The 22,681-nt window shown below is 55.9% G+C and carries 19 protein-coding genes; 16 read left to right on the top strand and 3 right to left on the bottom strand.

Annotation, left to right across the window (positions count from 1 at the left end; genetic code table 11):
* Positions 1–100 precede the first annotated feature (100 nt).
* Positions 101–1,612, top strand: coding sequence for an Hsp70 family protein (locus tag OCL06_RS15880; RefSeq protein WP_262996364.1), 1,512 nt, complete (start codon positions 101–103; stop codon positions 1,610–1,612).
* A gap of 110 nt (positions 1,613–1,722) precedes the next feature.
* Here OCL06_RS15880 and OCL06_RS15875 read toward each other — a convergent pair whose 3' ends face one another.
* The 3 genes from OCL06_RS15875 to OCL06_RS15865 all read right to left on the bottom strand — a co-directional run bounded on the left by OCL06_RS15875 (position 1,723) and on the right by OCL06_RS15865 (position 7,063).
* A complete protein-coding gene (locus OCL06_RS15875; RefSeq protein WP_373318507.1) occupies positions 1,723–3,279 on the bottom strand; it encodes a hypothetical protein in 1,557 nt (518 codons plus the stop codon).
* Between the two features lie 71 nt (positions 3,280–3,350).
* Positions 3,351–5,825 (bottom strand): LamG domain-containing protein, encoded by a 2,475-nt coding sequence (locus OCL06_RS15870; protein ID WP_262996360.1) that lies wholly within the window; start codon positions 5,823–5,825, stop codon positions 3,351–3,353.
* Entirely contained in the window at positions 5,825–7,063 is a 1,239-nt protein-coding gene (locus tag OCL06_RS15865; RefSeq protein WP_262996358.1) for a hypothetical protein, read from the bottom strand. The genes OCL06_RS15870 and OCL06_RS15865 overlap by 1 nt, the downstream gene beginning before the upstream one ends.
* A gap of 389 nt (positions 7,064–7,452) precedes the next feature.
* Between OCL06_RS15865 and OCL06_RS15860 the strand changes: the two genes are divergently transcribed.
* From OCL06_RS15860 to OCL06_RS15790, 15 genes are all read left to right on the top strand, one after another.
* Positions 7,453–10,086 carry an HzsA-related protein gene (locus OCL06_RS15860; RefSeq protein WP_262996356.1) on the top strand — a complete coding sequence of 878 codons (2,634 nt, stop codon included), beginning with the start codon at positions 7,453–7,455 and terminating at the stop codon, positions 10,084–10,086.
* Between the two features lie 3 nt (positions 10,087–10,089).
* Complete coding sequence (locus OCL06_RS15855; RefSeq protein WP_262996354.1) at positions 10,090–10,821, top strand: SH3 domain-containing protein; 732 nt, start codon at positions 10,090–10,092, stop codon at positions 10,819–10,821.
* The gene (locus OCL06_RS15850; RefSeq protein WP_262996352.1) at positions 10,791–11,417 is read left to right on the top strand and encodes an outer membrane beta-barrel domain-containing protein; all 627 of its coding nucleotides are present in this window, start codon (positions 10,791–10,793) and stop codon (positions 11,415–11,417) included. Before OCL06_RS15855 ends, OCL06_RS15850 begins: the two co-directional genes overlap by 31 nt.
* 14 nt (positions 11,418–11,431) lie before the next feature.
* Complete coding sequence (locus OCL06_RS15845; protein ID WP_262996350.1) at positions 11,432–11,953, top strand: TlpA family protein disulfide reductase; 522 nt, start codon at positions 11,432–11,434, stop codon at positions 11,951–11,953.
* Between the two features lie 3 nt (positions 11,954–11,956).
* The gene (locus tag OCL06_RS15840) at positions 11,957–12,196 is read left to right on the top strand and encodes a DUF4266 domain-containing protein (RefSeq protein ID WP_262996348.1); all 240 of its coding nucleotides are present in this window, start codon (positions 11,957–11,959) and stop codon (positions 12,194–12,196) included.
* On the top strand, positions 12,183–13,319 hold the full coding sequence (locus tag OCL06_RS15835; RefSeq protein WP_262996346.1) for a DUF3570 domain-containing protein: 1,137 nt from the start codon (positions 12,183–12,185) through the stop codon (positions 13,317–13,319). The genes OCL06_RS15840 and OCL06_RS15835 overlap by 14 nt, the downstream gene beginning before the upstream one ends.
* A gap of 12 nt (positions 13,320–13,331) precedes the next feature.
* Positions 13,332–13,859 carry a hypothetical protein gene (locus OCL06_RS15830; RefSeq protein ID WP_262996344.1) on the top strand — a complete coding sequence of 176 codons (528 nt, stop codon included), beginning with the start codon at positions 13,332–13,334 and terminating at the stop codon, positions 13,857–13,859.
* 2 nt (positions 13,860–13,861) lie between these two features.
* Complete coding sequence (locus OCL06_RS15825; protein ID WP_262996342.1) at positions 13,862–15,880, top strand: tetratricopeptide repeat protein; 2,019 nt, start codon at positions 13,862–13,864, stop codon at positions 15,878–15,880.
* Positions 15,880–18,810, top strand: coding sequence for a tetratricopeptide repeat protein (locus OCL06_RS15820; protein WP_262996340.1), 2,931 nt, complete (start codon positions 15,880–15,882; stop codon positions 18,808–18,810). Before OCL06_RS15825 ends, OCL06_RS15820 begins: the two co-directional genes overlap by 1 nt.
* Entirely contained in the window at positions 18,794–19,507 is a 714-nt protein-coding gene (locus tag OCL06_RS15815) for a tetratricopeptide repeat protein (RefSeq protein ID WP_262996338.1), read from the top strand. The genes OCL06_RS15820 and OCL06_RS15815 overlap by 17 nt, the downstream gene beginning before the upstream one ends.
* A complete protein-coding gene (locus OCL06_RS15810) occupies positions 19,504–19,809 on the top strand; it encodes a hypothetical protein (RefSeq protein WP_262996336.1) in 306 nt (101 codons plus the stop codon). The genes OCL06_RS15815 and OCL06_RS15810 overlap by 4 nt, the downstream gene beginning before the upstream one ends.
* Before the next feature lie 97 nt (positions 19,810–19,906).
* Positions 19,907–20,572, top strand: a complete 666-nt coding sequence (locus tag OCL06_RS15805) for a MotA/TolQ/ExbB proton channel family protein (protein WP_262996334.1) — start codon at positions 19,907–19,909, stop codon at positions 20,570–20,572.
* Between the two features lie 5 nt (positions 20,573–20,577).
* Entirely contained in the window at positions 20,578–21,165 is a 588-nt protein-coding gene (locus tag OCL06_RS15800; RefSeq protein ID WP_262996333.1) for an ExbD/TolR family protein, read from the top strand.
* Positions 21,162–21,677, top strand: a complete 516-nt coding sequence (locus OCL06_RS15795; protein ID WP_262996331.1) for an ExbD/TolR family protein — start codon at positions 21,162–21,164, stop codon at positions 21,675–21,677. Before OCL06_RS15800 ends, OCL06_RS15795 begins: the two co-directional genes overlap by 4 nt.
* Entirely contained in the window at positions 21,670–22,659 is a 990-nt protein-coding gene (locus OCL06_RS15790; RefSeq protein WP_262996329.1) for an AgmX/PglI C-terminal domain-containing protein, read from the top strand. Before OCL06_RS15795 ends, OCL06_RS15790 begins: the two co-directional genes overlap by 8 nt.
* Positions 22,660–22,681: the final 22 nt, after the last annotated feature.

The raw sequence follows: 22,681 nt of genomic DNA, 5'->3' as shown, positions 1-22,681 counted from the left end.
TACTTAACAGTTTCTTAATTTTATCCACTGTAGCATGTGATGATTCTGCGAAAGGATTGCTTTACACTCGGCCTTTTGGCTCACAGCGTCGTAGAGGACAATGGCAGCGATAGGTATTGATTACGGCACATCTAACTCAGAAGTCGCCTGGTTTGACGGTAAGCAGTCTCAGTTTATTAGTCTGGATCCGCTCCAGGCCACCTCGAATAAAATCCGTTCGTCGGTGTTTATTTACTATGAGGATGAACTGCCCACGCCGCCCGCCTCGGCCGTTGAAGCCAAAGTGGCGCAATTAAAACGCGCCATTACCGAGCAGATAGAGAAAGCCAAACAGGGCTATTACGACGCCAAGGATCCCCGAGAGCAACAGGTCTATTCTCAGAAGGTGGATGATCTGAGAGGGGAGTTTCACAATCTTCCTGCCCTGCAACGCCGGGCGATTCAGTACCTGCTAAAAGACATGACCGTTGAGGATTTGCCGCTGCAAAAGCTGGTAGAAACCGGGACGTTCGCGTTTGGTGAAGAAGGGTTTAAACGCTTTCTCGCGACCCCGCAAAAAGGCCGTCTTATTTACTCGCCAAAAAACTTTTTAGGGGCCAACCTGGACAGCTCCCAGCGGGAAGCTTTTGTGATGATGATTGCCCGCCAGCTGGGTTACTTTCGTCAGGCCGCCGAGTCTCAGCTTAATCAGACGGTGGATACGGCGGTGATTGGCCGTCCGGTACGTTTCCATGGTAACCGGGGTGAAGAGGGTAATCAGCAAGCCGTTCAAATTATGACCAAGGCCGCCACCCAGGCCGGCTTTACGCGGGTTGAGTTCTTGGAAGAGCCCATTGCCGCGGCGTATCAGGTTGAGCGAGCATTGCCTCAGCCCACCGATGTGCTGGTGGTGGATATCGGTGGCGGCACGACGGATATTTGCTGCATTACCCTGTCACCTGAAAACCTGCTGAGTTTGCAGCGCCAGGGCGATGTGCAGTCGGTTACGGGCGCCAGGCTGGGGGGCATGGAGTGTGATAAAAATCTCATCGTAAAAGCCATTGCCCCCACCATGGGGCAGGGCAAAAAGACCCAGGCGAGTCTGCCGGTGCCACCTACATACTTTACTGATATGTGTGCAGTGGATGATATCCCGCGCATGAACCGGTTTTTCTCTGACGAGTATGGTTTGGATATCGCCCAGACAATGTCGCTGGTGGCAGAGCCTGCTGCGCTGGAGCGGCTATTGACCGTGCAGACCGACAAGTTGTCGGCCCGGCTGGTTAACTCTTCACGGATGGCGAAAGAAATGCTGTCGAGCAAAGACAGCGTCACACTTCCGCTAAACTACATCGAGCCAGAGTTCGATGTGACCATCAGCCGGACGGATCTGAATACCTCCATGAAACCCTGGCTGAGTAAGGTTAAAAAACTAATCGCCGATTGTCTGGAAAACAGTGCCCGCCCCCCGCAAATGCTGTTTATGACCGGCGGCATGAGCTTGTCTCCCATCGTACAGCAGGAAATCCGCGCGATGCTGCCTGCGGATTTGCCACTGATAGAAGGCGATGCCTTTAATTCGGTGTGTGAAGGACTGGCGATCCAGGCCTCGCGATTAACACCAGCCAAGTAGCCCTGGCGCGCTCATCCCCCACGCCAGGAGACCCACCTTTGGTCAGCAAACTTGCGCTGCCAAAAGGTGGGTGTCCCCTATAGTTGAAGGTAAGCGGCTTACGGTCGGGGTCAGCCCAGGGTCCCGGATACGATGGGCTGGAAAGCGGTCAGCCTGTCCATCAAAGCGGCGTTGCCGAGGCCATGAGCGGGGAAGTAGTCGGCGAAGCGGTGTTGCTCCCCATGCAGCGCCAGATAGTTCAGGATCACGGTTTCTACCAGCAGGTTTACGTTGTTGGCAGACGGGGCGGAGGCGGTTTCTACGGAACCATCCCGGCGCATAAATCCGATTTGCTGGTGAGCGGCCTGCTCATCGCCGTTGGCTCCCATTAGTTGCGGGGTGCCGTTAGGGTTGTACACCATAAAGAACGAGGCCGAGGTAGATGAATTGTCGCCGGTCCAGACGCCTTTGCCGCGCCCGTCCACCGAGTCATCTATCATGCCGTTACTGGCCACCGAACCATCACTGCTGACATACAGCATCAGCGGCATACCCGTTCTGGCCGCGTACTCCAGACACGCGCCCATACACCGGCCCGCGCGCAAATCACGGACTTCACCGGTGGCGCGGCTGCCATCATGATAGTCGTACCCGCCCATGGTGATTGAGCCGGCGCCGGCAAAACCGTTGATAACCAGCTTCATCACCGCCGCCGTTTTGCGGAATTCCCTGTCAGCGTTAAATTCTTCTTCCGTGAAAATTCCACTCGGGCCGACAATATGGGCGTCCAGGTATGGATCCAGGGTGGAGGGGTCGCCGAAACGGTCAGCTATGTCGGCACTTTTTACGTAGCCGCAACGCACCATTTCTTTGATCACCTCATCGCGGGTAATGGCGGTACTGACATTGCTCAGGCGACTGTCGCTGATCCGCTGAATGGACTCCATAACGGCCACCGAGTCCTGCTGACTCAACAGGCCTATCAAGTCGCCGGTATCCACCAGACCGGTAACATCAGACGGACGGTCGATTTTGGTCGGGCGCACCGCCGGATCTATCATCGAAAACGGTGCCATGGAATTGCCGCCTGACTCACTGTTTTGTGAGCCAATTAACGTCAGCAACGATCCGTCTGCTCCCACTTTGTTAATCCCGTACAGTGGGTTGTGCGGATTGTTGCCGGTATCATTTTCAGAGCGTGCGGGCAGCACCGCCCCGTTCAGGTTAGTGCGGTGAGTGACACTGACTTTCTCTAACATCCCGCGCAAAAACGCACTGTCGGAGTGAAAGGCCAGGCCCAGTTCCCGGTTAATGAAGTCTGACAATCCGGTGGCCGGGTTTGCAACTGCGGGTACCATGTCGCCGGGGAGTCCCTGACGGGAGTAGCCCGATGTACTCAAAAAGTCCAGCTGTCCGCCACTACCGCCCACCAATACGTTAGAGCCGGCAATGTTGGCACCACCGGCCAGGTCGAAGTGTATGAAAGGGATTTTTCCCGCGCCCTGGGTCGCAATACCGCACCGGGTTTTCAGGGCTTCCAGGTCGGCTGACAATGTCGCATGAGCGTGGCGCGGGCTGGCAAACAGCCCCATCACTGAGCCACCCAGCACCGTTGCCGCGCCGGCACAAAATCCCTGGGCAATGAACTCCCGGCGGGTCACCGGGCGGCCATGATCATTGTGACGCATGGGCGTATCCAGGCCCGCACCAGCCGGTCGTTTTTTAAAGAAATGCGAACGTAAACGGGTCATGGTCACTCCTATTGTATCAGCATGACAGCGCTGCCAAGTACGGCGGCACAACTGGCTTTGGCAATGGTTCGGGTGTAGCCGGTATCGCAACTGGTGGTCCCGTTACACTGGGCAAGCCGGGTTATCAGGCTGTCGATTTCGTTGGCCACCTCCTGACGGTCTGCCTGGGTTGTGACTGATGCACTTAGCATGTTATCCAGCAGCGGCGTTATGATGTCAGCGCTGGCATTTCCAGCAAACGCGGTGGAGGCGGGTTCGTTAAAGTCAAAGTCTGGGAAGAATGCACTTCGCAAGCTGCCATTCTCAATCAGAGTGTCGCAGTAGCGTATCGCAAGCTGGGTGACGGCCATCTGATTAGCAGCCACGTAGCTTTCGATGTCGGTGACTGACGGCAGTTGTTGCTGCAGATTTCGGAAGGTGTCATTCACAGCGCTCGTACTGGCAGCCACACCGGTAAGTTGAGCCATACTGGCGTTTATTTCGGCGAAGTGACGCACCCCAATGTCACTGTGCGCGGGGAGATCCTGCGGCGCTGCCGAGGCGGGCGGTGTGGCGCTAACGCGCACATGCTCAGCATCGCCAAGCCGGTCGAAGGTCAGGAAAAACTCGTCGTTTTCAGGGCCTTTCTCTACCGGCACGATGGTACCCTGGCGGGATAACAGCGCGCCCTGCTCAGCGGTATAGTCAGCATTACTCAGCACCGCCTGCAGCGGGCTGAAAACCTGTCCGGCAAACGACTCCCGGCCATTAATGCCAATGCGCATGCCTTCCACTGTCAGGCCTTCAATGTCCACGCCGGTTTGCAGTGAGATGAACCGGGGTTCGCTGAATAAATAGCTGTAACTGTCGTATTGGCTGACTTCGAACATCACATAGCTGGTAGGCACGTCCGTCAGGTGGCTGATGCCAAATAATAACAAATACTGCTGACCTACACCGGCGTCGAAATTGCTGGCAATGGCCTCCTCGCTGAGAGGGCGGTTATGCACTGCCACCATCCGCAGGGTCCCGGCCCACGGGCGGTCGCCGGATACCTCGTTACCAAGCACGAACGCAAAGCTGTCATCCCAGTCAAGCAGGTTGCCGGGTTCCACCTCGTCTGAATCACCGGTGTATTGACCGTTCACATAAAGCTGACGGCCGCCGTCGGCACTGAAATTCACCACTACATGCTGAAGCGCGGCCTGCAATACTTCGGCATCATCGTCGGTCACCAGCATGGGGTCGCCGCTAACATCGGTGTTATCGGTACGCAGCTGCATGGTGTAGTTATAAAGCTGCTGTCCCAGCGTGAAGTTACGGCGGTCACGGCCACCGGAGTAACTGATAATGCGGGCAGGGCCTTCCTGGGTCACATTGGCCGGTGCTACCCAGGCTTCAAGGGCGAATTCCCCGCTGCCTACCAGCAGGTTATATAGTTTCTGGGAGTGGGTGGTACTGCCTTGTGCCTTACCGTTACCGAACTGTATGCCGTAGCCGCCTACCCAGCTGTACTCACCGCTTAGTGTCAGGTCCAGGGCCGGATCCACACCACTGGTATCGAAGGCCTGGTTGCCACTGCCGGTTTTAAACTCCCACTTGGCGATGACATTGGCATCAAACCGGCCGCCACCGCTTGCCAGTACCCCCTCGAACAGCCCGAGTGCATCGGAATACACCCAGTCCCCGGAGAGTTCAGTCAGCGGGATACCTGCAGCCATGGTCTGAATGGCGTCGGCCAGCATGGCGCCGTCTGTCTGACAGTCGCTCCAACAGTTATGAAACTGATCCCGAACCCGCACAACCAGCCGGGAATCGGCTGGCGCGTCTAGGTTTAGGCGGTCTTTCGCAGCCTCGTAGGCTTCGGCTACATCACCGGAGGCGAAGAAGGGCGCAATAGGCACGCTGGCACTGCTGGTGTGGCAGCCCGCGCAATACGTGGTCAGAAGCGGATGCACATGACTGGCAAAAAGCGCCGGATCATCCGGGAAGTTTTTGGTGCTGCCCGGCGAGCGGGAGGGGGGCGCTGTCAGTTCAATGCGGGTAGGCTGGGCTTCGGCGTCGGCCATGCTCGCCCAGTTTTCCACCCAGGTAGTCATGATGTCCTCACAGGCACTGTCGCTGGCCAGCCAGCAATTGTGGCCACCGGCCACTTTGGTAACCAGAACCGACTCTGCCGGGCGGGTCAGATTGACCAGTCCACTGCTGGCAGTGTAAGCCTGATGAATATCATCGTTGCGCGCGAAGGTGGGAGATTGCTGCCCCTGCACATGACAGCTTCCGCAGCGATCGTTTGTCGCCACATTATCCCACAGTGCCTCTTTGAAATAACGGACGTCATCACTGCCGGGTGCAGGTCCGGTGTAATTAACCACCGGTTGCTCTGCCGGCGGGGGCAGCGGGTTTTCAGTAACCTGAGTTTCCCTGCCGCCACATGCACTCAATAATGTGGCAGTAATAAACAGTAAAACCGGAGCAGCGGGAAAAGTAGGGTGTGGCATCATTAGTCTCCCTTACAGTAACTGGCTGCGTTGGCGAAAACGGGCTTCATGCGATAGCCATTGGCGGCAAAGCTGGCTGTCATGGCATCTATTTCGTTGCGATCCTGGGCGTCCTGCGGCGGGCGTAAACATACCTCACGAAATACCTTGGTAACCTGGCAACGGGAAAACTTGTCGCTGTTGGCCAGCTCCTCGCCCAGTGATTTAGCGCCATGGCCCTGACCGGGCAGGGCGGGATCCCAGCCCAGATGGAGGTTAGGTCCTTCACGCCAGAAGTTTTCCCAACCATCATCTTCAGTAATAAACCCGTGCACAAAGTTGTTATTGTTTATCCAGTATTTGGCCTGCACCCGCAGTCCGGTTTGTGGGTCTGTGGTGCCGGGGCGGTTGTACTGCAGCGCGCCGCGCTCGCCTTCCGGATCAGCGTCGGCGTCGTAGGTATAGTTGTAATAAGCAAACGCCTGCGCCAACGGGTCCATACCGGCATGACAGCCAACGCAGTTGTTATGAAACAGCCGGCTATCGCCGCCGGGACTGCGGCTTACATCCTGACGAATGCGGGCAGGTGAGCGGGTAATGTCTGCTACCCCTTCGAGGTCGGTGCATAAGTGATTAATCAGGGTGAAGCGAAACATGGCGCGGTTAGTGCCGTCTTTAAAAAATGCTTTAGCGGCAGCCCGGGTGGTCATCACACCGGCCGCCGCCTCTGCCGGTAAGCCGGTCTGGGCAGACTGACTGGTGCGGATAAGGCCAGACTGCAGGTCAATAACATTGTCTTCTAACGCAATATAATGCGCGTTGTCATCTGTCTGATAGGGCGGCAGACCCAGGCCCGGGTCGCCCACATACAAAATGTCAGCGCTGAGCACACCACGAAAATCCAGGTCATCCCGGATCATGCCGATAACCGTGGCGGTGTAATCATTCAGCGGGGCGTAAATACTAAAGGCTTCGTTGGTCCAGGGGGTTACCCAATGTTTCAGCGTGACATTGTAAAAAGCCGGGTGCTCCATTGCCAGCATGGCGGCAGCGTGATCGTCGCCGGCGTCAATGAGAGCGGCCATGGTGTCCAGCGTATCGGCTGGGGCAGGCACACCTGCAAGCCGGTCGTGCATGCGGGCCGCCTGCTCGCGAGAGCCTGCTGAGACAGGCAAGGTGAGCAGCAAACCGATAACGACGAAAAGTATCACCGGCCACCAGCCGGGCGAGCGCGCAGCGCCAGTGGAAGAGTCACCAAACACAATATTGCTCCTGTAAGGATTGCTATGGCGCAATCAAAGCAGTCGGCCACCGAATGATAAATAGCGCTGTGTGCCTTTACGTATGATTTCTCATAGCTGAAGTGAACTGGCGGACATATAAAATAAATCGCATCTTGCTACTGCGCTTTAATTTTAAGGCTTTCGCGCAGGTTATATATATAGGTTCATGGCTATGTGATGGGAAACGTATTAAATGGCATTCCCATTTATGAATGCCGTCATTGTGGACTGCCAGCTTCAGTGAAATCCTTAAACGAGCAGTCTGGAGCGCAGTATACCCAATGACGACCCTATTACTTTTTTCACAGCATCGTATTCATCGCCGGTTAACAGTTCTTTCGGGCTGGGGCTGCCTGGTGGTTTTATTGATGAGCCTTGTCGGCTGTGGAGAGTCGGTGGTGACTACCGCCAGTGATGAGCCAGACCCGGTGGTGGTAGATATCCCAGTGGCGTTTATCGAGCGCAGTATCCCAGTGGATGAAAACAGTGCGCCGGTTACCCTGGATTTGCGGGAGCCTGCGCAATTCATACCCGGAGCCGCGTTATTTATTAAGTCACGGGCCGTCGCCAGCGCGCCGGCAGTGAATATTACCGACCGGGCGTTTGTAGATGGTGAGGTCAGCAGCGAACTTACCGCCGAGACCCGGCCCCAATACGACGTAAAAGATATTGATGTATCCTATGATGGCACGCGCCTGATTTTCGCCATGCGCGCCCCAGCACTGGAAAACGCCGATGAAAGCGAGCAACCCACGTGGAATATCTGGGAATACGATCGCATTAATGACGATTTACGCCGGATCATTGCGTCAGATATCGTGGCTGAAGCCGGACAGGACACCGCGCCTACCTACCTTCCGGATGGCCGCATTGTATTCAGCTCAACCCGTCAGCGTACCAACCAGGCCATCCTGCTGGATGAAGGCAAACCCCAATATGCCGGGCTGGATGAGAGTCGCCGAACGCATGCGTCAGTGTTACACATTATGGATGCTAACGGCGCCGACATTCAGCAAATATCCTTTAATCAAAGCCATGATCTGGACCCCCAGGTGCAGCCAGACGGCAGCATATTGTTTACCCGATGGGATCAGGCTGGCGGTGACAGGGGCATGCACCTGTACCGGGTTAATCCGGACGGTAGCGGACTGGCGATTGTTTACGGCCGGCATAGCCATATGGATGGCGACGGCGAACAACACTTTGTGGGCAGCCGCATAACGCCAGACGGCCAGATCCTGGTTTCGGCGCGGCCGTATCAGCGTGCAACGCTGGGGGGGAACTACGCACTGCTGAATACCACCGACTACGTTGATACCTTTACGCCGGTGGCCGACGCTGAAAGTTTATCGGGCCCCGCCCAGACGCCAGCGTTGTTCGAGAGTATCGATACTGCCGTGGCGATCTCGCCCGGTGGTTATGTGGCCTCGGTTTATCCGTTATGGGATGGCAGCGGTCGCCAGCTTTTTTCCTGGAGTCAGTGCCGGGTATACGGCGAAGCCCCCACTGACGGCAGTGAACGCCCGGTGCTTCCCTGCACCCCTGAACGTCTTGCTGAGGAGAACGTTGAACCTGCACCGGCGCTGTATGGTTTGTGGATGTACCAGCCCGACAGCGGCACCCAGCAGGTCGTGGTGCCGCCAGTCGAAGGCGTCGCGTATACCGAATTTGTATCAATGGAAACGCGTCCGTTTCCGGACAGCTATGCCGGGCCTGCTGAGTACGATGCACAGCTGGCAGACGCCCAGCGCGGAACGCTGCATATTCGAAGCGTGTATGACATGGGCGGCGAAGATACCAGCCCGGCGGGGCTGGCGACCCTGGCTAATCCTGCACTGACTGCGCCGGATATGCGCCCCGTGCGGTTCATCCGCATTGAGAAAGGCGTCTCTCAGCCTGACGAAGATGTACTGGAACTCGATAACGACGCTTTCGGGCCAAATCGCAGGCTGGGAATGCGGGAAATTATCGGTTATGCCGAATTAGAGCCTGACGGCTCGGTGATGGTGGATGTACCCGCTAATATCCCACTGGCTTTCAGCCTCACGGACTCCCGAGGCAAACGGGTGTTGCCACGGCATGATAACTGGCTGCAGGTGGCGCCTGGCGAAGTGAAGACCTGTCATGGATGTCACACCTCTGACAGCACGGTACCGCATGGTCGGCCGGACGCGGAATACCCGTCAATAAACGCCGGCGCAGCCACCACGGGCGGTGCGTTCCCGGGTGCCAATCCCGCCCTCTTTACCGACCTGGGCGACACCATGGCACAAACCCGCCGGCGCGTGCTGGGCGCGCAACCCGCTAGTGCGGATATGCAGTTCACCGATGTCTGGAGCGACCCGGCGGTGACCACGCCTGCTGCCGACTTTTCTATAAGTTACGCCGAACTCAACACGGCGCTGCCGGTCACGCAAAGCTGTGCCCAAACCTGGACACCCACCTGTCGCAGCGTAATTAATTATCCCACCCATATTCAGCCACTCTTTACCCAGCCACGGGAGCAGCTAGACGACGATGACAATGTGCTCGCGGTGCACACCTGCGTGGCGTGCCATGCCCCGGTTGATGCTAACGGCGATGCACAGGTGCCTGCCGCGCAACTGGATTTGTCAGACGCCCCCTCAACCGACAACCCGGAACACCTTACCGGTTACCGGGAACTGTTGTTCAACGACAACGCGCAGGAAGTGGTGGAAGGCGTCCTCCGTGATGTTCGCGAAACTGTGCGCGACGATAATGGCGATATTGTGTTCGAGCGGGATGAGGATGGCGAGCTTATTCTGGATGCAGAAGGCAATCCAATTCCGGTTACCGAACCGGTGCCTGTCCCCGCCGTGGCCCGTGCCGGAAGCGCCTCTCAAAGTGCGGCCTTATTTAACGCGCTGGAGTCGGGTACCCATGCTGGCTGGATGTCTGCGGCGGAGCTCAAACTGCTGGCAGAGTGGCTGGATGTGGGTGGCCAGTATTACAACAACCCGTTTGACTCGGTGCAGGAGTAAGTTGTGAAACTGATCCTTGCCTGTTTGCTTATCCTGCTGAGTGCTACTGCCTTGGCTGCGCCGGTCAGCGTCACCGTGGTAGAGCCCTACGCGGATGTGCACACCGGGCCTGCCTCGGAATACCCGGTATTTCATGCCATTGAAAAGGGCGAGCGAATTAGCGTGCTGGCGGCGCATACCGGCTGGTACAAAATCGAGACCGCCCGCGGTATTCAGGGATGGGTCTCTGCATCAGAATTAAGCCGGACTATCGTCAGCCAGGACAATACATTTGTTATCGCCGAGGCCGATTTTGACAGCTTTCAGGAGCGCCGGTTCGAAGTCACCGTCAGTGCCGGACGACTCGAAAACACCAACGCCCTGTCGGTGAGTGCGGCCTGGATGATGACCGCAAATATCGCGGCAGAAGCAGGGGTTTCTCAGGCGCTCGGCGATTTTTCAGAAAACCGGCTGTGGCTGGTCAGGCTCCAGCATACACCATTTCCTGACTGGCGCGTGTCGCCTTACTGGTCACTGGGGGCAGGGCAGATCCAGACTACGCCGACGGCCACACTGGTACAGAGTGGGGCGGAAAGCCGCACCAATGATTTACTGGAGGTAGGTATTGGCGCACGCCTTTACCTGGTAAAACAATTTTCCATGCGTCTTGAATACAGGCGCCTGACAGCGCTCACTGAGCGCGATGATCTAGAGGAGTTAAACCATTGGCAACTCGGCTTTTCAGTATTTTTCTAGGATGCGGGGCACTGTTAGGGGCGCTTAGTGCTGCCCCCGCGCTAGCGCAATCCAATGACACGTTAGCGTCACCTGATGTGGTCAGTGACAGCGACATTAACCATAACAATATTGAATTTGGCGCGTTTGTGGGGCAAGTCAGTATTGAGGACTTTTCTTCAGGTGCCGTGTACGGCCTGACCCTGAGCTATCACATTACCGAGAACCTGTACCTGGAAGCGCAGGGCGGGGTCGCTGAGGCCGGGGAAACCAGTTTTGAGGTGTTATCAGGCGGCGCGCCACTGTTAACCGAGGATGAGCGGGACTACCAGTATTACGACCTGGCTGTTGGCTACAACCTCAACGGTGAGATCTTCTTTACCGATGGCACTACCTTCAACACCGACTTCTACGTGCAGATAGGCGGTGGCAGTACCGATTTTGCCGGTGATAACCGCTTCACGCTCAGCCTGGGCACGGGCTACCGAGTGCTGCTTACCGACCGGATAGCGCTGCGGCTGGATGTGCGTGACCGTATTTTCAGCACAGAGCTCACCGGCGAGCAAAAAGATACCCACAATCTACAGTATACGCTGGCTGCCAGCGTGTTTTTCTAACCTGAGGAACGGCCATGAATACCAAACCACAACTGTCTTTTGCAGTCCTGGGTGTGCTTACCCTGCTCTTACTCACTCTTGCCGCCACCGCCGCCCGCGCCGATGTGGCTAATAGCCCGCTGCCCGCACCGGATTTCACCTTAAAAAGCCGGGACGGCGGTAACCTGCGTTTAAGTGAAGAGCGGGGCAATATCGTTATTGTAAATTTCTGGGCCTCTTGGTGCGGGCCATGCCGGGAAGAACTGCCTGCATTTGAAGCCCTGTACCAGACTTATGCCGACATGGGCGTAACCGTGTATGCAGTGAATGTGGACGATCAGTCAGTTAAAGCAGATAAGTTGCTGCAGGACATCGCCGTATCCTTTCCGGTGCTGTACGACCCGCAGGGAGACGTCAGCGAACTGTATGACGTATCAGCCATGCCTACCACAGTGATGATTGACCGCGGTGGCGTCGCCCGGCTTACCCACAAAGGGTACAAAAGTGGTGATGAAGCGCGCTATGAGCAAGTATTACACCGGTTACTGAGAGAATAAGTCATGCGCAGTTATCTGTTGTTATCAGCGCTTGGCGCAGTGACCTGTCTCAGCGGTTGCGCCAGTACCCTTACCGACATTGAGCCCTGGGTGAAACCCTACGAGCGCAGCCTTCTGGCTGACCCTATTATGAGCGTGAATCGTAATCCGGTGGCCATGGCCTATACCAAACATGTGCATGAAGCCCGGGAGGGTGCCCGCGGCGCCGATGGTGGTGCGGGGGGCGGTTGTGGGTGTAATTAACCGCTGTATTGCTGGTCTCCTCGGGTGTTGGATAAGCACAGCCAGCCTTGGTGCCGTGTTGCCGGAGGATCGTGCCGATGTGATGTACCACAGCTATTCCGGTGACGGGGTGTCTATTGACGGTCCGTCTGTGCTGGTAAGAAAAAAAGCCGGAAACCATTGGTCTTTTTCTGCCAATTACTACGTAGACACCATCTCTGGTGCGTCGATTGATGTTCGCGCGACGGCCAGTCCGTACAGGGAAGAGCGTCAGGAAACGTCTATCGGAGTGGACTACGTGCAGAATAAAACGTCGCTGGCAGCGAGTTATACAAATTCCAGCGAAAACGACTATGAAGCCAATTCATTCTATATGGGCGCCAGCCAGGATTTCTTTGGCGACCTCACCACGCTTTCCATGAGTTATTCACGGGGCAGCGACGACGTTGGCCGGCGGGGCGATGCTTCGTTTGCTGAGCAGGCCAGGCGCCAGAAGCTCGGCATAGGCATTACGCAAATTGTGACTAAAAACCTGATTGTCGGGGTGAATGCGGAAAACGTCTCGGATGAAGGGTATCTGAATAATCCGTACCGGGTGGTGCGTTATTTAGATCCGAACAGTGCCCGCGGGTTTGCGTTTACCACCGAGGTCTACCCCCGAACCCGGGTGAGCAATGCGTTTTCGGCCAATGCCAATTATTACCTGGCCCATCGCGCAAGCCTGTACGGGGATGCCCGCTATTATAGCGATACCTGGGGGATTGAAGCGGTAAATGGAAAATTTGGTTATATCCATACATTTGGGGATGACTGGATTGTGGATCTTCATGTACGGTATTACCAGCAAGAGCAGGCTGACTTTTATCAGGATCTGTTCTCCCGGCCTGATGAGTTTAACTTCATGGCCAGAGACAAGGAATTAAGTACCTATCAAAGCCTGTCTACCGGCATCAAAGTGTCGTATGCCTGGCAGTTCTCATCACAGCGGTACATTGATAAAAGCACGCTAAACATTGAATACGACTACATGAATTTTGACTATGACAATTTTCGTGATGTCACAGATGATGCACCGGTAGGTGAGGAGGCGCTTTTTGGTTTCAGCGCCAACGTGATTCGGCTCTACCTGTCGGTGTGGTATTAGGGAGAGGTAAACATGAAAATGTGGTTAGCCAGTGCGTTACTGGCAGTTGGACTATGCGTGACGCCCGTCACGCTGGCGCAGAGCGACCAGGCTGACGCCGCGTCGCTGGAAGCAGATATTGAAGATCTTAAACAGGCGCTGATCAGTCTTAACCGTGATTTGTTTATCCTCGAACAGGACTTGCTGTTTCCCTCCAGTACTCAGGTGGCGGTCTACCTGTCGGTGGAAACGGGTGAGTATTTTTCACTGGATGCCGTTGAGCTTAAGATAGATGACGAAGAGGTCACCCACTATCTGTACACCGAAAAGCAGGTAGATGCGCTTCACCGTGGCGGCATACAACGGTTGTTTATCGGCAATGTCAGCCAGGGTGAACACGAACTGACCGCCTTCTTTGTAGGCTATGGACCAGAGGGGCGGGCGTATAAACGCGCCGTGACTACCACCTTCGAAAAGACCGGTAAACCGGTAGCCCTCGAACTGACTATCAGCGACGAAAAGTCTAAACAGCAACCGGCCTTTACGGCCACCGTACTCTAGGTATGAAAGTAGCGAAATCCGTAGCCGGCATTGTATTCGGCGCGTTGCTGACTGGGCCGGTGCAGGCCGCCGAAAAGCCTGACACCGGGCAGGCGCTCTCGCGCATGCATCTGGGCAACGCTAAATATGCGCTTTACCATGCCGATCCATTCAATGCGCTCACCCGGATTGCCGTGGCGGCCGAGCAGCCCCTTACCCCGGCCGACGCCCGTCAACTCGCTCTGCTGCAAGGCAGTGCAGCGTTAGGCTGGGGCATGCCCACTCAGGCTGGGCAGGTGTTGCAGCAAGTGCTGGATCAAGATATCAGCGATGAGGCCACCCGGGTGCGGGCGCACTACTGGTTAAGCCGGCTGTATTTTTCTCAGAATCAGCCGCAACAGGCCCGTCCTCATTACGAAAAAATAGCCGGGATGGCGGCATCCGATAAGCGGGGCGAGACTCACTATCTCAGCGAGGCACAGTGGGACAAACTGCATTACATGGCTGCCAACATACAGGTTCTGGAAGATGCACCAGAATCGTACAGTGAGCAGCTCAGCGACACCGACATTGAAGCGTATTACTTACTCTACAACCGCGGTGTCATGGCTTTTCAGCGCAATCAGCTACGCGAAGCTGAAGCCTTTTTCGCGCAGGCACAACAGGGGCTAAGTACCCACTTGTCACCGGGCCGGAAAAAAACACAGGGGCTGATGAGCTGGCTGGGGCTGAGCAAGGACAACCAGCCAGAGCAGGTCAGCGCGGCAGAATACCAGGCACTGTTAAATCAGATCCTGCTGGCCAGAGGACAGACACTGCTTGCCGAAGGTAAATTAGCCCAGGCCACCGATGCGTTCGGGCAAATCAGCGGGCAAACGCTGGCCCGTGATGAAGCATTGCTGGGCTACGGCTGGGCACTGGCACAGGGTGACGACTGGCCAATGGCCATGGGCGTCTGGCAGTTTCTTACCGAACAACCTGAAAACCTTTACACGCTGCAGGCCCGTCACGCGCTCGGGCTGGGTTACGCCAAACACAAGGGGTATCAGGATGCGCTACAGCATTTCGAAGCGCTTGACGACGCGCTGATCGAGGCGGTTGAGGAACTGGATACGCTTAAACAACGGGTAGCCCAGCCAAAATACTGGTTTGTCATTGGCAATGCCCTGTCTCACGACAACCCCGGCGAGCCGTTACCGTCTGCCTATGTCACCTGGCCACAGGTGCACAGAGATATTCTTAAGCGTATCGTGACTACCGAACAGGCACAGTCGAGTTATGCATTATTGCAGCACCTGCGCACGCTCTCGGATATGCGCGATATGCTTGACCAGAAGCAGGATGATATTCGTCAGTTTACCATGCTGATTGATGAGCGGCGGGTAGAACACGCCCGCCGGGTAAGTGCCATTGATACCGCGTCTCATGATGACACTCTTCGTACGCTTACCGAGCAGGCCGGGGCGTTACGTGAGCGCTTGCAAAAGGCAGCCCGGGAAGCTGAGCAGGCGGACACCGATGACGAGTATTTTGCCGCTATTGCGCAATTGGCCAGGCCAGGCCAACAGCCTCAACTGACGCGATTGCAGTCCGCCAGTAAACAGCTCCGGCTGCTACAGCAACATGACAAAGCAAAGCCTGCGCACCAGGCGCGCCTGCAGCGGTTAAAGGGAATACTGCAATGGCAGATAGACGATGAATTTGTACCGCTGATGTGGCAGTACAATAAGCAGCTGGATAGCCTGGATTCTCTGCGCAAAGAGGCGGCGCAACGGTTACATGCACTGGAGCAGCTGGTAGCTAACCCAGCCATGTTCGATGAGCAGCAGGCCCGTGTAGATGCCGCCGCGGTGCAGATCGCCAGCCGCCAACAGGAGGTCTCGCAATTGGCCGACACGGTTATTTCCACATTAATCAGCCGGACCCGGCAGGCACTGGAAACACGCCGTAGTTACTTGCTGGAACAGCAGACGACTACCCGTCTGGCATTATTGCAGCTGCGTGACCGCTGGCAACCAGACGAGCAGGGAGGGGGGCAATAATGCCATTGCGCACTTCACGCCGCACATTACTGAGTGCCATTAGCGCGGCACTCCTGCTGGCCGGTTGTACCACTAACAGTGAACAGGCGCCGGTAGTGGCTACGCAAACTGATACGCCATTACTCAACTCACTGGACATAAAACCTGTGACGGTGACTCCTTCAGAAGCGCCGGTTGCGCCGCTTACCGAGTTACGGGATGGTTATGGCGTCATTTTGAAGAAGCTGAAAGATCCGGAACTGGCACAGCATATTCAGTTACGCCTTGGCGATGTGGAAATGTTGCTGGCCGAAAAACACCAGGCTGATGGCACCCAGGATCCCCGGCGTCAGACAAACAGCAAAGCCTGGCAGCGGGCCATTGATACCTACGAAGCGTTGCTGGACACCTATCCGGACGAAGAAACCCAGGAAGAAATTCTCTATCAGTTGTCCCGCGCCTACGATTTACAGGGCCAGACGGCCAACAGTGTGCGGGTGCTCAGGAAGCTGCTTGAAGTACAGCCAGACTCGCTGCATGCCCCGGAGGCCTGGTTCAGACTGGGCGAAGCGCACTACGCCAACGACCGTTATCAAGACGCGGCCCGAGCATACCGGTTGAGTATGCAAGCCGACGCCTCCAGCAACTTCTATGTGATGTCGGCGTACATGAAAGGCTGGTCGCACTTTAAGCTGGAACAATATGACGGTGCGCTTTCGGCATTCGATACCATGGTCGATGCCAGCTTCTCGGCGCTGCCAGAGGCCGTGTTCGCTTTTAACGGCACGCCGCCGGAAGTGGACATGCTGCCAAAAGGCGAGCAAAAGCTGGTATCTGATGCATTGCGCATTATGGCACTGCTGTTTTCCTATCGCGGCGATGGTGAAGCCATTGCCGCCTTTTACGCCGAAAGGGATGTGGCGCCGCATCAGTACCTGATTTACCAGGAGCTTGCCCAACAGCATCTGAATAACGACCGCTATCAGGATGCCGCTGACGTGTATCTGGAATTTGCCTTACGGCATGTCTCGCACCCACTGTCCGTGGCGTTTTTTGTTAAACATGTGGATGCCTTTATCCTTGGCGATTTCCCGTCGCTGGCGTTACAGGCGAAGGCGCGGTTTGTGAACACCTTCGGTGCAACGTACGGGGTGTGGAATGAATGGTCAGAAATTTACCGTGAGAAGTCGGCCCCGTACCTGCATGATTATTTACTGACCCTTTCTCAGACCGAACACAGCCTGGCCCAGTCGCTGGCAGAGAATCCGGCCGACCCCAACCTGACCGAGCGCCAGGCAGCCCTTGTGGCCGCTCTGAATGACAAGCAACTGGCGAAAGCTTACGCCAATGCCGCGCGCTATTACCGGGAATTTATCACGTTGTTCCCGGACGATCCGAAAACCCCGGACATGCAGTTTTACCTGGCAGAGAGCCTGTATGACGCCGGCAAATTTGAGGAAGCCATTGCCGCTTACGAGAAATTTGCTTATCAGAATTTACAGCACGAACAGGCGGCGCAGGGAGCCTATAATGCGCTGCTGGCGTATGAGCAACTGACGGCGACTAAGCCTGCTCAGACCGACGCGCAGAATGCCAGTCGCGAGCGGTTTGTGAATACCTTTACTCAGGATGCCCGCGCGCCCCGGGTTGCCCAAACCCTTATGCAGCATTTTTTCGATCGTCAGCAGTACCCGCAGGCGCAGCAGTGGAGTGAGTGGCTGCTGGCGTTTGAAGGTCAAGGAGACGCAAAGCTGACCCAGCAGGAACTTACTGCGGCAAGAGTAGTAAAAGCTTACAGTTTGTATGGCCAGCAAGCGTATACCAAAGCGCAGCCGGTGGTAGAAACGCTGCTTGCCAGCCTGCCAGAAAGCGATCCACGTTATCCGGAGCTGGCCCAAACCTATGCCACGATATTATATCGTCAGGCCGATGCAGCGGTAGCACAAAACAAACTGCCCGAGGCGATCGAGCACCTCACCACGCTCATTGAAGCGTTGCCCGCCAGCGACGCCCGTATTAATGCGCAGTATGATGTGATCAGTCATTTATTGTCTTTAAAAGACTACCAGGCCGCGGAGCGTTACCTTAACGACTTCGCCCGGCGTTTTCCTGAGCATGAACTGCAACAGACCGTGCCTGACAAGCTGTTGTTTGTGTATGAACAAACAGAGCAGTGGGGCCAGGCCGCGGCGCACCTGATGGAAAGATACCAGGCTGATCCCAACACGGCGCAGGGGCGCGACGCATTGTGGCAGGCGGCAGATTATTATATGGAAGCTGAGCAGCGTGAGCAGGCGCTGGCGGCGTATCGAACCTATGCACACAACGTCCCCCGACCCTTCGACAGGGCGGTAGAAGCCCGTTACACCATGAGTGAGTTCTATAAGCAAAGCGGTGAAGACAGCAAGCGGCGCTACTGGCTGAACAAGCTGATCACCCATCACGACGAAGCGGGCGACGATGCGACCCCCCGTTCGCGCACACTGGCAGCGATGAGCGCGATGGTATTTGCCACCGATGCAGAAACGGTGTTTGAACGCATTAAGCTGACGGCCCCGATACGGGAGTCGCTGGCACAAAAGCGCCAGGCGCTGGAGAAAGCCCTGGCGGCGTTTAATAAAGTCATAGCATATGGTGTTCGTCAGTACGCCACGGAAGCCAATCACCGGCTGGGTGAAATTTACCTGACACTGGCGAATGATTTAATGGACTCAGAACGTCCTGAAGGCTTGTCTGCACTGGAAGCAACCCAGTATGAGATACTGCTGGAAGAGCAGGCGTTCCCGTTTGAGGAGAAAGCCATTGCGGTGTACGAGCTAAATGCTAACCGTATACCCGGCGGCATTTACGACGAGTGGGTACAGGCGTCAATGGAGTCACTGGCTGCCTTATTGCCAGTGCGCTATCGCAAGCAGGAAATAACCGAGGTGTTGCATGAAAACGATTTGTAATGCCGCGCTGTTGGGGCTGGTAATGACACTGACCGCGTGCAGTAATCTCCCGGTGGAGAACGCTGATAAGCGGCCAGCGGCCACCACCCCGGACACTCCCGCGCAAACGGCTGACAGTCAGTCCCAGGCGCAGACGTTGAAACAGTCTACAAATAAATACCAGCGGGCCAAAACGCCCCTGCCGCCAGAGCTGAAAGCGCAGCTGGTGAGTATTCAGCAGGCTATTCAGGATGAACAGCTGGCCGACGCGGCCAGACAACTGGCCACGCTTATGGCCCAGCCTCAGCGCAGTGCCGCCATGTACGTACTGCAAGGCGATTATGCGCTGGCCAGCGGGGATAGCGACAAAGCCCTGAACCATTACCGCCAGGCGCTATCAGCGAATCCGTATACTTATTACGCCCATAACCGGCTGGCCGCCATTCTGCGCGAGAAAGGCCGTTTCGACGAAGCACTGATGCATTACAATCGTGCACTGGATGCCTGGGCCGGGTATGCGCCCGCGTACCGCAACCGGGGGATCCTGTATGATCTGTACCTGGGAGATAAGCAGGCTGCTCTGGACGATTATCAGCAATATCAGCAGTTGCAACAGCTTAGCGAGGATGACTTTGACAGCTCCCGGCCGGGGCGTCAGATTAACGCCTGGATTGCTGACTTGAAGCGGCAACTGACCAGCACAGGAGACACTGCATGAAGTATTCAGGACCGGCGGCTTTGCTGTGGTTGAGTGTGATGACATTTCCTGCGCAGGCCCAGCAAGTGGAGGAAGCAAAGGCAGGGGAGCCGCTCAAGCTGGAAGCGACCATCCGTGGCAATAAAGAGCAGCCCCGGGTGCTGAGTATTGTGCCGTGGCAGCTGCCCAAGTATCGCCCCATCGAGGGAGCGCTAAACTGGCAACCGGCACTGATATCACCACGCCCCATTCATCGTGACAGCTTCACCCGGCAACTGGCTATTGAGCAAGTGATGCAAGGTGCATCACAGGATGAGAATTAGGTATACATACAGCCTGATGAGTCAGTCAGGCAATAACGACATCAATTTTTTATTGCGGTAAAACAACCCAATACACGTTTAAGAGTGAGACTTAGGTATGGATTTTTTCAACGTCGTTGTGCGCTTTTTTCAGGAAGGCGGCCCGTTTATGTTCCCCATCGCGCTGGTACTGGCGCTGGGTGTGGCCATTGCCATCGAGCGGTATATCTTTCTGTCTGGCGCTAAGCGCACCAATAAACGGGCCTTCGCAGAAATCGAGCCGATGCTGAATGCCAGTCAGTACGACTCGGTGGTACGCATGAGCGAGCGTGACAATGCGCCGGTGACCCGGGTCATTGGTGCCGGTATTGCGCGCCTTAAGCTAAGCCCGCGCCGGGATGACGTGGAATACGCAATGGAAGAAGGGCTGATGGAAACCATTCCGCGCCTGGAACAACGCACTCCTTATTTAGGTACGCTGGCAAACATTGCCACCCTGTTGGGGCTATTGGGTACCATCATAGGTTTGATTGCGGCGTTTTCGGCGGTAGCCAACGCGGATCCGTCTGAAAAAGCCAGCTTACTTTCGCAGAGTATATCGGTAGCAATGAACACCACAGCGTTTGGTCTGATATCCGCTATTCCGTTACTGGCCTTTCACGCCATGCTGCAAACTAAAACGACCGAAATCGTCGACAGTATGGAGATGGCAGGAGTGAAGTGCATTAACCTGCTGATGGCCAAAAAATCGCTGTCTGCGAACACCCGCGCCTCTGACGAGTAAATCTGATGATGCTTAAAAGGCGGATAAAGCGACCTAAAAAAGACGCCGAGCTGGATATCACGTCGTTCATGAATCTCATGATCGTGCTGGTCCCCGTATTATTAATGATGATGGTGTTTTCCCGCATCACGGTGATTGAACTGAACTTGCCGGGGTTGCAGGGGGAGGGCAGTACCGATGCCATTGCCGAGGAGCAGCTGGAAGTGCTGGTGGGGAACGAAGGCATGGCCGTCTTCTTCCCGGAAGGTTACCTGGTGAAATCGTTGCCCGCCCAGGCAGGCACAGGCGGTGAAATAGTACAGGACTGGGACGGTCTCGAGCTGATTTTGCGTCAGCTAAAGCAAACGCTGTTGGCAAAAGGCGTAGAGAAAAAGAACGTCACCCTGCTGATTAAGGATGATGTGCCCTATCAACATATCATTACCCTGCTGGAAACCACCCGCTCATATAAGGATGTGGTCGCCGCCTCGGTAGTGGATGCTGAACTGTTTCCCGAAGTCGGTTTTGCCGATGTGCCGGCTGATCTGGCTGATATGGAGCGCCTCATGCAGGCCTCTGGTGCCGTTGATACCCAATCAGGAGGTGGCCAGTGAAGCAGTCAATGCGCGCGAAACGTATGGAGCGTCATCACAAACGCCAGTCGCAACACGCTAAATTGAGCCTGGTATCGCTGATGGATATCTTCACCATTCTGGTGTTCTTCCTGATGCTGAACTCGTCGGACGTACAGGTGCTGGACAACCATAAGTCGGTGACGCTGCCTGCAGCCACCTCGGAGACTCCGGCACGGGAAACCTTATTGTTGATGGTAAATACCGAGAACCTGATTTTACAGGGTCAGAAAGTGGCTGATGTACCGGCGATTATGCAAGCCGGGGGAGACACCATAGCAGCGCTGCTGGAAGAATTGGAATACCGCAAGGCCAGGCGTCAGCAGTCCCGTGGTGCAGATAGTGAGGGTGAGCTGGCGATTACTATCATGGGCGATCAGGCTGTGCCTTATGCGCTGTTAAAGCGGATTATGGCAACCTGTGCCGCAGCCGGTTATACCGATTTGGCACTGGCCGTTGAGCAAATTCAGTCAGCGGAGGCGGCCAGTGAGTAGCGTAACCATGCAAACCCGCCTGCCATGGGAGTCCTGCGAACAGGAAAATAAACAGTTTTCCCGCATTACGGTGGGTGTTTTAGCCATTACCCTGCTGGCCGCAGTGGTAATCCAGCTTACCGAGCTGCCGCCCGTTTCCAGAGAAGAGGAAGAAAAGTTACCGCCGCAACTGGCGCGGATCATCGAGCCGGTTGAATTGCCGCTGGCCCCTGAAGTGAAGCCCGAACCGGAACCCGTCGCAGAAGAGGTGGTACCGGAAGAGAAGCCACCGGAGCCAAAACCTGAGCCGAAGCCGGAGCCCAAGCCCCGTCCGAAGCCTGAGCCAAAGCCACAACCTAAACCTGAACCGACGCAGGAAGAAAAGGTGGCAGAGGCCCGGGAAAATGCTAAGAAGACCGGCGTGCTGGCGTTTCAGGATGACCTGATGAGTATGCGGGACAGCACCAGCCTGGACAACCTGGCCAACACCCAGGTTGTAGAAGGCGCGGGCAAAGCGGAACAAACCACCCGCAAACGTATTGCTGCCGATAAGGTTACTCAGACCAGTGGTGGGGTACAGAACGCGGAAGTCAGTCAGAATATCGGTGCCCGGGGCGAGCTGGCAGGGCGACGGGGGACAGAGTTCGAAGCACCCGAAGAAGGTGTGGCGTCACTGGCAGCCAAGCGCATTGAGGAAGAATCAGAGGTGATCGGCAATCGTGATCTTGAGTCTATCCGCAAAGTACTGGACGCCAATAAAGGGGCGGTTTACGCCTTATACCGGCGGGCACTGCGCGCTGATCCCTCCTTACAGGGGAAAGTGACCATGAAGCTGACCATAGAGCCTAACGGCAGCGTGTCCGATATCAGCATCGTGAACAGTGAACTGGACCATCCGGAGCTGGAGAATAAACTGCTGGCACGAGTGGCCATGATTAACTTTGGTGCCCAGAACGTATCGCAAACCCAGCTGGAATATGCATTTAACTTCCTGCCTTATTAAGTACACATGACTGCACAGCACT

The sequence above is a fragment of the Alteromonas salexigens genome (assembly GCF_025628895.1).
In the GTDB taxonomy this organism is placed as follows: domain Bacteria; phylum Pseudomonadota; class Gammaproteobacteria; order Enterobacterales; family Alteromonadaceae; genus Alteromonas; species Alteromonas salexigens.
The sequence above is the reverse complement of the archived record's forward strand: the minus strand, read 5'-3'. Positions and strand labels throughout refer to the sequence as shown.